General features: G+C 35.8%; 2 protein-coding genes and 2 pseudogenes. 2 read left to right on the forward strand and 2 right to left on the reverse strand.

The window, feature by feature from the left end:
- A pseudogene (locus HMPREF0023_RS16800) lies at window positions 1-242 on the forward strand (hypothetical protein); the annotation flags it as partial.
- Between the two features lie 129 nt (window positions 243-371).
- Here HMPREF0023_RS16800 and mobV read toward each other — a convergent pair.
- Together mobV and HMPREF0023_RS15410 are read right to left on the reverse strand one after the other, a co-directional pair.
- Window positions 372-2,069 (reverse strand): MobV family relaxase, encoded by a 1,698-nt coding sequence (gene mobV / locus HMPREF0023_RS15405; RefSeq protein WP_008942530.1) that lies wholly within the window; start codon window positions 2,067-2,069, stop codon window positions 372-374.
- Between the two features lie 99 nt (window positions 2,070-2,168).
- A complete protein-coding gene (locus HMPREF0023_RS15410) occupies window positions 2,169-3,494 on the reverse strand; it encodes a protein rep (RefSeq protein WP_008942531.1) in 1,326 nt (441 codons plus the stop codon).
- 313 nt (window positions 3,495-3,807) lie between these two features.
- On the opposite strand from HMPREF0023_RS15410, the pseudogene HMPREF0023_RS16985 reads away from it, so the two are divergent.
- Window positions 3,808-4,018 (forward strand): annotated as a pseudogene (locus HMPREF0023_RS16985) (hypothetical protein); the annotation flags it as partial.

Raw genomic sequence — 4,018 nt, forward strand, 5'->3', positions numbered from 1 at the left:
GTATTGAAAAGTACATTAAACAATCACAAGAAGATTTTGATTTTCTTATTCAAGTATCAGAAAAAAAATGTCCATCTAGCTTAAATAGGGCAATTACTTCTATCAAAAATGCAAAGTCTAAAAAGGCTCGTATAGCGGCAGAAGATGTTTTACAACAAATTATTGTTAGCTCAATATCTGGAGAAATTATCACGGCAAAAGAAAAGAGGGAAATCTTTGAAAATAACTATAAATCATTTTAAAAACCTATAGTTCGCACCCGTTGGGATGCTCTGTTACTCCCGTTTGCGATCAAAAGGGAGTAGGTAATCAGAGAGAAAAACATCATGAATTTTACTACTACTGTGACGCTCGTAGACACTCGCTAAAGTCTACATCTCAAAATCATTGCCCTTTTTCTTTTCCTCTTCAAAATACAAACTATTATCTAATTGATTTTTATTAGATAATTCAAGAGATTCATTGTATTGACGCTGCCTTTCTTTCGACTTCTCATCAATCAAAAGTACGTCATATTCATTTTTACACTTACCAACCAATACATCACTTAAAGCACGTTTTACTTCATTCGCTTTTTCATAAGCCAATACACCACCCTCTTGCACTTGATCATCTATAATGCTTTGAATTGCAACAATATATTTTGCAGATGAATCAAAATTATCATAGTAACTTGGTCTTGTTCCCCAACTTCTAAAAGTATCGTCATAATCTTTACTCTTAGAATCTGCACATTGATTTAATATAATTTCTAATTTCTTTTTAAAATCATATACTTCTCTATCACCCATTAGCCTAAGTATCTCGGCATATGGGTTAGTTGTAGGCTCATTATTATCAAGCAAAACAGTGTAGTTAGCCCCCTCTCTAATAACACCCTCTAATTTGCGCTGTATTGCGCTATAAGCCAGTTTTTCAGGTTCAGTAGTACATTCACCAACTTTATCTCGTAAATGCGCTCTATCAGCCTCTATTTGCATTTTACGATCACTTTCTAGTGTCTTCCTAAATTCTATTGCCTGTTGCCTCTCTTGCTCTTTTGCTAACTGTTCACGTTGCGCCCTTAATTGCGCTTCAAATCGTGCATCCTCTTCCCTTTTTCTAATCAATTGATTTTTATGATCTTGTATTCGATCTTTTAAACTTTGTTCTATTTCCTTGTAGTCATTTGGAAAAAGTTCTTTAAACTCAATAATTTGAGAAAATTCATCAAGCATTTTATCAATCTTTTTTTCTAACTTTTTTATCTCTTTAACAGCATTTTTATGTGCTTGAGCTTCTTTCTCTGTCTTAATTATTTGCTCTGAAAGCTTTACAGATAGGGCCTCTTGGGCTTTTAAAGACTGCTTTTGATAGTATTCATGCTGCTCATCAAAAAGACTTCCAAAATACTTCTGCAACTTCTCATCTTTTAAAGGTTTTCCATCTAGCATATGAATTGCAGAATCATTATAAGTAATTGTTTTTAAATGTGGTTTTTGAATTAAATATTTTTCATTATCAGGCTTTTGAATTTCTGCATAAAAATCTTTAATTGTCGTATGTTCTGCCTTGCTCCCCTCTACCCCCCTTTCAAGTCCTAAATGCTTAACCTCATTATAAAAATCAGTCTGCATTTTTGATAATTTTGACCTACCGCCGAAAAATTCCCTAGCATTCAAATTACCCTTAGAGTCAATAGGCACAACATATACAGCCATATGGGGTGTGGTTTCATCTCTATGAATCGTTGTAGATATAACGTTTTCAGCACCATGTTTTTTAATCAACCATTCCTTAGCCTTATCAAAAAACTCACTATCTTTTTCCTTATTTTTCCATCCATTCCAATCTGGTGATGCCGTGATTAGATACTCGATAGCCAGTACCGCATTTTTTCTTGTTTTTTCAGGAAGTCTATTTTTAATGCCATCCATAACCTGTCTAGCCGTTTTCAGGTCATGTTCATTATTAACAGTGCGGTATGGGTCAGCATTAGGGGTAGGTCTATTGCGATAGTTATGGCTTAAAGATGCAGCAATATTGCCCATCGTTTTCAGTTTTTCTGTTCTGAGAATTGCATAACTCATACAACACATCCTGTCGCTAGTTTTTCCCCGTAGTATGACACGGGAAAAAACAGTAGCGAAGCGAATGTGTACTCACTACACAATTTAAAAACTAAGTTTTTAAATTGTTCCTTTCGCAAGGGGGAAATCTCCCCCTTGACCCCCAAAACACGAATCCAAAGGATGTTTTAAATTCCACAAAAAATCCTTGGCAACACGGAAATCCGTATCAATACCATTTCTCAAAATGTCGAGTTCAATCAGTTCTAAAAATTCGACACGCATACGATGGAAACAAATCGTCCACCAATCTTGTTCACCAAGATTAAGCATGTTTTCATAGACCTCATCTTGCAGATCCTCGGCTTCTTCATTTACCAATTCTTCATCAGATTTATCTTTAACTTTCAATAGTTCTTTAAGTCCTTTCGACCAAAACAATTGCCTGCGCCCCTTGAACGCCTTAGCATAGACACTAAACAAATGGCTATACTTGTCCTTTGTCGATGCTTCCATGCTCGCCAGTTCAAGCACTTCCCAAACTGTTAGCGATTGCCTATTACGTTTACCAATCTTTTGATGCCCTTGCGTCATCTCTTCAGCTAGACCCCATTTGCTAATATAGTCTGCCAACACATCATCTTTTGAACCTATTTTTAAATCCAAACCATGAGCCTTTGATGGTTTACCAAGTCCAACTTTTACGCACTTATCAGCCCATAGCTCATACAATTCATCCTGAATCAAATCTATATCCTCGTCCTGATACTGATTTTCCATAAAGATCAGGATATGAAAATGCGGATGCCAACCGTTGTTATCACTATATTTAACTTCAGTTGCAGTGATATGCCCGACCATTGGGAAATTTTCAGAAAAATAGGTACGACTATCTCGATTCGTCCAAAGGGCATGTTTAGCTTTACTCATTTTTTTGAGCAACGTCCGCAAGTCATCACCCAAATAATGAGGTACTGTCAGAGTCAACATAGCAACATGAAAACGCTTATCACGACATGTTTTCATAGCATCGGACAGTTCTTTTTTACGCTCTTGAGTAATTTTGTACGAACAATCAGGGCAAAGCCAAACAGAACCACACCATTGGAGATTGGTATAGTGGGCCACTTCCTTTGTAGCGTTGTATTTAATGCCAACAGGGGCAGTACCATCAATACGACATTTACCGCAAGCACATACACGGTGCTGTTTTTTCTCATTAGGTTTATACAGAATTTCACCAGCTCGTTCTTTTAGCTGTGTAGTGACTTTTCGGTATTCTCTAGCCTTGTTTTTATCAAATATTTTTTCTTTAGAATCAACGGTGGAACATGATTTTGTAATTGTCCCAAGAGCGCGATTTTTTTTGACAGGCGTGACTTCAGAATGCGCTAGAACGCTTCTATTAAAAGAATGGTGTTTTTGATTATTTAAACTACTTTGCATCCCTCAAGCCCCTTAAACGGCTTGCGAGATGTAGATGTATTGCTATAATGGCTTTGCATACTAACATTCGCATACTGTTGATTAGTATGTACATCAAAAGCCCACTCTCGCCAAAGAATTCGGGCTTTTTTTGTGCCTGTACTAATCTGATTATTAAAAAATTCCGTATTTGAAATTACAACCATTTCATTTTGATTGCAACTGGCGAATAACAAGCCTAGCAAATATGAAAGATAAAAAACCTTTGGTTCAATAAAATGGTTTATATAAGTGAACTAACTTTAATAACCAACCTAATTAGCTAAAATCCAATATGAAAAAAGTCCTTTTACCTATCATCATCCTACTATCATCTTGCTCAAGTGAATCTAGCTATGTCGATGAAACAGAAGAAATAATTAGTATAAATATGATTAACAATATTCTCGAACTATCAGAATGCCTTTCAATAGAAGCAACACCTGGAGAAAAGTTCGGAATAGTGCAAGCAAGCACTATAAAAACTAGCATTAAAGATAAAGAAA

Source organism: Acinetobacter sp. ATCC 27244 (assembly GCF_000156555.1).
Taxonomy (GTDB): domain Bacteria; phylum Pseudomonadota; class Gammaproteobacteria; order Pseudomonadales; family Moraxellaceae; genus Acinetobacter; species Acinetobacter haemolyticus.